Raw genomic sequence first — 7,594 nt, forward strand, 5'->3', positions numbered from 1 at the left:
CGACGGGCTTACTAAGTAGTTATCCCCAAGCCCAGAACGCGAATCAGAGCCCGGAATTTTTCTTCGTTCTCCAGCCTGACTACCAGTTGTCGATCGCCTGCGCGCAGACACAGGCCGGCGGCTTCTTTACGCGTGGCAATCATGGCGGCGGTTTCTGCATCTTCACAATCGATCAGTAGTGTGGTGCCTATGATTCGCAGTGCTTTGCCCTGTTTCTGGCTGGTCTTGATGAAGGATTCCACTTTTTCTGGCAGGGGCTGGTCATCCCGAGCCTGAAGAAACGCGCGAAGTTCCGCGATGTCATGTCCTTTTTCAATGGCATCAAGGGCCTTTTGACGGTCGAGTCGCCAACTTTTCCCCGCCTCCTCTATGGACCAAGTGTCCAGTGTCAGGGATTCTTCCGCCGACAGGTGGCCTCCCACGACATTCACTTGTAAACTAGATGAAACCGAAAGCCTGACGCTGAGCTGGATCGGAGTGGGCGTGTAGTCCTCGCCTACGCCGAGGCAATACGCACCCAGCGGCGTCAGCCGGAAATAGACCAGGCCATCGTAGCGGCTGAGGAATTCCAGGTCGTCCGTCCCCCACACGTTGCCAAAGTCTTGCCGGGCCTCGCTGGGGTCAATGTAAGCGACGTCGATGATGCCTAGGGTAGCGACGTATTCGAACAGGAAACAGAGCAGATAGCGGAACTGCAGAATTGCCCAAGCATTGGGGCCGTCGTAGCCCAGGCTGCCATATTGCTGATCGACGATGTAGAGCTTCCACGGGTCGTGCGCAACGTCAAATGTGTGACCGGTGGCCTGCATGAATCGGGAAAAGTCATCGACATTGATCCAAGCCCCGACCGGGCAGCGCTGCAGGATTTCGTTGATAACGGCACGACGCGGTGCCGCGGCAGTCATGACGCGGCCCTTCGATTTCTGGCCCTTGATGATGTCTATGCGACTGAACTCGTCGAATTGACTGGATTTAAGCCACTTTCTCCAAATTGTGCGCAACACGCTGGCTGGGGAGGCAGTCAACGCTTTCAGCCCCGCCGTGCTCAAAGCCAGTTTGCTACCATTCCGTTGCACCAGTCCGGCGGCCTGAAGCAGCAGCGGCCACGAAAACGCCTTAAGCGGCCCAATGTCTAGATCCCTTTGATCTTGCTTGGGCTGGTGGGCGTAGAAATCGCCACCGACCAGCTTCTCCGTCAATAGGCGCAGCGTCGTCGCGCCGGGGAGCGATGTCTTGTCGCTGACCTGGATCTTGCCCTGATCCGCTAGCCGTAGCAGAACCGACAGATCCACAATTGCATCGCGCTCGCTGCTTCGCACCGTCAGCGGATCTTCACCGCGCATCTCAGGAAGCGTACCGATCGTGTTCAGTCGGATGGGCTCAGGCTGAGGCACCAACGGCCTTAGTCGCTCGCATAGATCGACGGGCAGACTGTAACCCCCATCTTCATGGTACAAGAAAAGGCCCAATGCCGTCGGCGGTCCATAATGCGAATAGCGGCGGCCATTCTCCTTGATCGTGAAATCGGGCAGCCGCCCGTATTTCGCCTGGAACCGCGTTTCATGAAAGAGGCCGTCTGTGGCATACATGGTCTCCGCTACCGCCAACCGCTGAGTCTCGTCCAGACGCGCCCAGAGCGCGTGCAGTCCATCCCCAGAGAGCGTTCGCAGGATCTCCCTGACCAGTTCGTCCTTCTTACCGGCGCGGGCAGCGTCAGGGAGCCAACGCATAAGTGACTTCAATTGGTCGTTGGTGAGACGAGCAAGCACTTCCTTCAACGTGTTCATGGGAAAAATTGGGAATGACATCCAGGGGTGTGACTATAATTTATCTTCAGCATCGCCGGTTCACTCGTGGCGTTAGCGTGTGCGCGAAGCTCTGGAGCGTGCGGCGGCTCCAATTTTTGGGGGAACACGGATGTTGGAGTAAAACCTGTGCCTGAGAAATGGGCGAGTATCGCCGCGTGACAGGGTAGGATGCCAGTCCCGTCAGCATTTCAGCAGCAAGACACTGCGGTCTGTCCATGCCAGCAAGCTCACCCAATATCGCACCGAAGTCCGAGCTGGATCGGCTCGCGGGACTGGTCGAACGCGTCACATTCCACAATGCCGACAGCGGCTTTTGCGTCTTGCGCCTGAAGGTCAAAGGCGAGCGTGATCTCATCACCCTGGTCGGTCATACCCCAACCGTGGCGCCAGGAGAGTATGCCTCTGCGTCGGGTACGTGGGTAACGGATCGCGAGCACGGCAGGCAGTTCAAGGCCGTATTCGTCAAAATTTCACCACCGAACACCTTGAGCGGCATCGAACGTTACCTCGGGTCAGGCATGGTTAAAGGCATCGGCCCGGTGTATGCCGGTCGGCTGGTCAAAGCCTTCGGCGCTGCAGTGTTCGACATCATTGAGCAGACACCCGCTCGGCTTCGCGAAGTCGAGGGGATTGGGGAGATCCGCGCCAAAAAGATCACCTCGGGCTGGGCCGATCAGAAGATCATTCGCGAGATCATGGTCTTTCTGCATGGGAACGGTGTCTCCACATCGCGTGCCGTGCGTATCTTCAAAACGTATGGCCAGGACGCGATTGCGATTGTCACGGAGAATCCTTACCGATTGGCCAGTGACATTCGTGGTATCGGATTCCTGTCGGCCGATACCATCGCCCAAAAGATCGGTATTGCACGTGACTCGCCGCTGCGCGCGCGGGCGGGCGTCTCGTACGCGTTGTCAGAAGCGGCGGGAGACGGCCACTGTGGCCTGCCGCGGAGCCAGCTCGTGTCGCTTGCCGTGAAACTGCTCGAAATCCCGCAACCCATCATTGAGGATGCGATCGACCAGGAGTTGGCAGAGGAAGTCGTGATCGCGGATACCGTTGACGGCGTGCCGAGCGTCTTTCTGGCGCCGCTGTACCACGCCGAGCGCTCCATCGTCGCACAGGTCAAACGCCTGGCGTCCGGATCGCCACCGTGGAGCGCCTTTGATGCCGACAAGGCCATCCCGTGGGTTGAGAAGAAGCTTGCTATTGACTTGGCCGATAGCCAGAAGCAAGCCATCCGTCTGGCCTTGTCGTCAAAGCTGCTGATTATCACCGGTGGTCCCGGTGTGGGCAAGACCACACTGGTCAATTCGATCTTGACGATCCTGCGTGCAAAACAGGTGAAGGCGCTGTTGTGCACGCCGACTGGACGGGCGGCCAAGCGGTTGTCGGAATCTACCGGGCTTGAAGCGAAGACCATCCACCGGCTGCTTGAAGTCAATCCCGCCAATGGGCAATTCAAGCGCAATGAGGAGTCGCCGTTGGTTTGTGATCTGCTGGTGGCAGACGAGTGCTCGATGGTCGACGTGCCGTTGGCGCACCAGTTTCTCAAGGCCGTGGCGTCCACCACAGCGATGATCTTCGTCGGCGACGTGGATCAACTGCCGTCGGTTGGCCCCGGACAGGTTCTCGCGGATTTGATCGAAGCGGGCGCAGTGCCTGTCGTGCGCTTGACTGAGGTGTTCCGGCAGGCTGCCACTTCGCGCATCGTCCGAAGCGCCCACCAGATCAATCAAGGGCTGTTCCCAGCCTTGCCGGAAAAAGGCGAAGAGTCGGATTTCTATTTTGTGCCGGCGGACGAACCCGAAGAGATTGCCCAGACTGTCGTCGACCTGGTCAAGACCCGGCTACCAAGGAAATTCCATCTGGACCCGGTACGCGATATTCAGGTGCTGTGTCCGATGAATCGCAGTCTCACCGGTGCTCGCGGCATCAATCAGTTGCTGCAGGAAGCGCTGAACCCGCCGGGTGAGCGCAGCATAGAGAAGTTCGGCTATCGCTTCAGTGTTGGCGACAAGGTCATGCAGATCGAGAACAATTATGACAAGGATGTCTATAACGGCGACATCGGGTTCGTGACCGACATCGACCCCGATGAGCAGGAATTGACCGCGAGCTTTGATGATCACGTCGTCACGTACGCGTTCGGCGAACTAGATGAACTGGTGCTGTGTTACGCGACGACCATCCACAAATCCCAGGGATCGGAATATCCGGTGGTGGTGATTCCGATCTCGACGCAGCACTATATGATGCTCAAGCGAAATCTGATCTACACCGGCATCACGCGTGGCAAACGCCTCGTTGTATTGGTCGGACAAAAGCGTGCCCTGGCGATTGCTATCAAAGGCAAGCAGACCGAACGTCGTTGGTCGAAACTCGCAGAATGGTTGCATCTGTGACGCGCTCGGCGTCAGTCTGTTCGCTTGGTGCGCTGAACGGGCGTTGCTATTGGCCGACGGTCACGATTGAATGGAATGGTGGCCCCCCCAAAAAAATCAGTTGGATTTCGGCGCTGTCGCCGGTCGGGACAATGCTCGCGCCGTGCGCTGGGATTGCAGGTGCTGCGCCCGGGTCGCATCGGCCGGTGCAACGTGTCCCGTCGCCTGGCCCGCCAGATCCACGCGCGGGGCACCTTCCACCAGGCAGGTCCAGTAGCGGGTGCCGCGGCACCAGGTCCGGATCGCGTCGCGCAATACCGGCTCGGTCAGGCCAAGTTCCTGAACCTCGGCCGCCCGCAAGCCCCCTAGGTACAGCACGGTCAGCAGCCAACGGCAGCGCGCGGCGTGCAGCCGCTCGCGCTCGGTCGCACCTTCGATCCTGCCCGGCATGGCATCGATGGCGTCCTTGACCGCCTGCCACATGTCGTGACGCAGGTAGCGCGTGATACGCGGCGTGGCCGCGCCGCGCCGGCTGCGCGCCAGCGAGACCGGGTTGCCGGCCAGGTAGCCGGCGTCGACCAGCCAGGCGAACAGGCCATTGAGCTTCTTCGCGCGGGGCGGTTTTGGCCAAACCAACTACGCTGCAGCCAAGGCCGGTATGCATGGTTTCGCGAAGTCGTTGGCGGGCGAGGTCGCCAAGAATGGTGTGACCGCCAACACCGTTTCGCCCGGATTCATCGCCGCCAAGATGGTGATGGCTGTACCCCAGGAGATTCTGGATACCAAAGTTATTCCACACATCCCAGTTGGCCGTCTGGGTGAGCCCGAGGAGGTCGATGCGTTGGTCGTGTATTAGTGCTCCCGCGAAGCCTTCTTGACCGGCACAAACATTGCCATCAACGGTGGTCAGCATCTGCATTAAGCTGGTTTGCCCGGGCCCAAACAGGGCCGGGCATCATGCAACGCCACGCTGGCCGCTGCGTAGGTAGCTACCGCACTAGGCCAATTGCTCCGCGCCCTGGTTGTTGCGCGAGGGAATTGTGCGACACAACCCTATCGGGTGCTCATGTATGCGGCAAACAGCGCCGGCTGCAAACCGCGCAATTCCTTGCGTCGTTCAACTAGTTCATGGTGGCGACCGTGCCGCTCCAAGTTCAGCAGTTCGAGCAGCAAGCGCATCGCACGCTCGGGCGAGCTTTGAGTCGACTGTTGTGTCTGACGCAGTAGGTTCGCGAGGCCAGGCTTCTCGATCAACGCCCAGGCGGGAAACCACACCAGATCCTCGACGGCACCATCGCCCTCGAAGCGAGAGTCGAACGTCTTGCGCAGCGTAGTCAGACAGGAGTCCTTTAGGCGGTGCATCAGTCCGTCAAGACGGCTTGCCGAAAGCCATGCGAGCTCGGCCAACAGCGGCCAGATGGTTTCCAGTCCGTTCTGATGATATTGCGCCTCTGCCATCCAGCAAAGCGTAGTTGGAATGCGGCGCCACGATGCAATACGTGCGATGGCTTCTTGTGCCGCGACCCAGTCCCCGACCTTGATCCACAAGGGCACTGCATGGGCATCATGCTCGTTGCGGCACAACGGCAAGTGCGCAGCTGCGTGCGCAAGCGCTCGCCAAAACGGCGTGAGCCATGCGCTGCCGGCAGTGTCACCGAACACGCGGGCAGCAGCGGGCATGACCTCGCGGGCTATCTCGCCACGCGCATGTCGCAGTGCATCGTGGTCGCCAAGGCGCTCTGGCACTTGTTTCTCGAGGGCCCAAGTCAGCGTATTCAGCGCAGGAAGAAGATCGTCGGAAGGACACTCGCTGAGCAATAGCTGCAGCGCCCCACGCGCAGCAACTGCATCGCGGCGCTGCAGGGCGTCGGCAACATCGTTGCGTAGCATCACATCGCGGCTGTCAGCAAAGATATCGAGTTGCATCCACTTCACGTGACCGTTCAAGGCATGAGGAGGGATTCTAATCCATCTGGCTACTCAGGCGCAGGTGGGGAGTGGCGCATCCGCGGCGACCAGTCGGAAGTGCTTACTCTGTCCATACCGAATCCACTTCCCGCATCAAGCGCCCGGCGAGAATATAGTCGCCCAGCTTGGATGCCTTTGCCTCGAGGCTCTCCAGCTCAGCGGCAGGCAGCTCGGACAGATCAAATTGACAGTAGAGGTTTCGTTGTCGGAAGGTCGTTTTTGGCCGCATCAGGCCGGCGACCAATGCCGTCGTCGATTTGACTGCGATGTTCTCTTGCCCGCGATATTCCACGCGGATCCCTGCCTTCTGGCCGAGCCGACCCAGTTCAATCGCATCCTGCCAGCCAGCCTCATAGTCCAGCTCCACCACGGTCACGCCTTCCGTCCCCAGGAGTCTTAGTGCCTCCCCTTTGCTGCCAGCTCGTGCTGTCGCCATTGACTTCTCCACTCACATTCTTGGCGCATTTGGGCAACACCCTGTGCTCCCAGAGTATTGTAATCGCGGGCGGAGCGTCGAGCCCGATAGCCCTTTCCGGCGATTGACATCTGCAGGGGCTGTGGCATGTGGACAGACCAGGTGGGCAAGGGGAGGGAGCAGCGATGTCGCCGCTCTATCAGGCTGGGCGTCATGCTGCGGATGCAGTCCTCGATCGGTGCGGAAATGCCATTCGCTTGGCGTGCTGACGCGCCTTCCGCCTGGCTGAGAGCTATTGTCTCGATTCAGCTTGGTGACGACGTCTTCAGTTTGGATCGCGCCTGTGGCGCACGCTTCGTTTGCAGTTGCTGCGCACGTTTTGCATCCTCCGGTCGGACGTGCCCAGCCTCCTGGCTGGCCAGCTCCACCCGCGATGCGCCTTCGATGAGGCATGCCCAGTAGCGGGTGCCGCGGCAGATTGCATCGCGCAATGCCGGCTCCGTCAGGCCAAGTTCCTGCGCGTGCGGGACGAGGTCCTCGAAGATACCGATCTTAAGCGGTACCTTGGGTGCCGGACTCTTCGGAAAGGTTTGCGGGAGGCGTTTTTGCAGCTTCACGATGGCTTGCAGTACCGGATCGACAGGCTTAACGGGTTTCGCTGGGCGGGCCGAAACCTTCGGGGATGCACGACGCGTCTTGGCCGGTGGCGCGGCCTTCGCCTGCTTTGCCAGTTGTTCCTTCAGTGCCGCCAGTTGTTCGAAGCCCATCGTGCCCAGCCCTTAAAAACGCCGCGCAATTGTAGCAGTCCCTCGCAATTCGCCTCGCCGCCCACGCCGCAGCGGGGCTGGGCATTGACCAAAGCAGGCATGCAGGCCAGACCGGCGCCCATCACCCTTCGCGCGTCCACCCGATCCGGTGGCGTTCCTGCGTGGCCTCATGCCGCGCATCGTCCTCGGTATGCAGATAAACGCTGGTCGTGGCGATGGAAGCATGCCCGAAATTGTCCCTCACGAAACGCA

Annotated in this window: 5 protein-coding genes and 2 pseudogenes; 2 read left to right on the top strand and 5 right to left on the bottom strand. The window is 59.9% G+C overall.

The window, feature by feature from the left end; genetic code table 11:
* Window positions 1-11 precede the first annotated feature (11 nt).
* A complete protein-coding gene (locus CF70_RS11155; protein WP_051648271.1) occupies window positions 12-1,787 on the bottom strand; it encodes a hypothetical protein in 1,776 nt (591 codons plus the stop codon).
* Between the two features lie 236 nt (window positions 1,788-2,023).
* Between CF70_RS11155 and CF70_RS11160 the strand changes: the two genes are divergently transcribed.
* Complete coding sequence (locus CF70_RS11160) at window positions 2,024-4,213, top strand: ATP-dependent RecD-like DNA helicase (protein ID WP_035864186.1); 2,190 nt, start codon at window positions 2,024-2,026, stop codon at window positions 4,211-4,213.
* Between the two features lie 96 nt (window positions 4,214-4,309).
* On the opposite strand, the pseudogene CF70_RS38935 reads toward CF70_RS11160, so the two are convergent.
* Window positions 4,310-4,795: pseudogene (locus tag CF70_RS38935) on the bottom strand (ProQ/FINO family protein); the annotation flags it as partial.
* 7 nt (window positions 4,796-4,802) lie between these two features.
* Between CF70_RS38935 and CF70_RS11170 the strand changes: the two are divergent.
* Window positions 4,803-5,114: pseudogene (locus CF70_RS11170) on the top strand (SDR family oxidoreductase); the annotation flags it as partial.
* 131 nt (window positions 5,115-5,245) lie between these two features.
* Here CF70_RS11170 and CF70_RS11175 read toward each other — a convergent pair.
* The 3 genes from CF70_RS11175 to CF70_RS11185 form a co-directional block, all read right to left on the bottom strand.
* Entirely contained in the window at window positions 5,246-6,118 is an 873-nt protein-coding gene (locus CF70_RS11175) for a hypothetical protein (protein ID WP_035864233.1), read from the bottom strand.
* Between the two features lie 103 nt (window positions 6,119-6,221).
* Window positions 6,222-6,596 (bottom strand): hypothetical protein, encoded by a 375-nt coding sequence (locus CF70_RS11180; protein WP_035864189.1) that lies wholly within the window; start codon window positions 6,594-6,596, stop codon window positions 6,222-6,224.
* A 284-nt stretch (window positions 6,597-6,880) separates the two neighbouring features.
* Window positions 6,881-7,342 (bottom strand): ProQ/FinO family protein, encoded by a 462-nt coding sequence (locus tag CF70_RS11185; RefSeq protein WP_035864191.1) that lies wholly within the window; start codon window positions 7,340-7,342, stop codon window positions 6,881-6,883.
* Between the last annotated feature and the right edge of the window lie 252 nt (window positions 7,343-7,594).

Source organism: Cupriavidus sp. SK-3 (genome assembly GCF_000611145.1).
In the GTDB taxonomy this organism is placed as follows: Bacteria; Pseudomonadota; Gammaproteobacteria; order Burkholderiales; family Burkholderiaceae; genus Cupriavidus.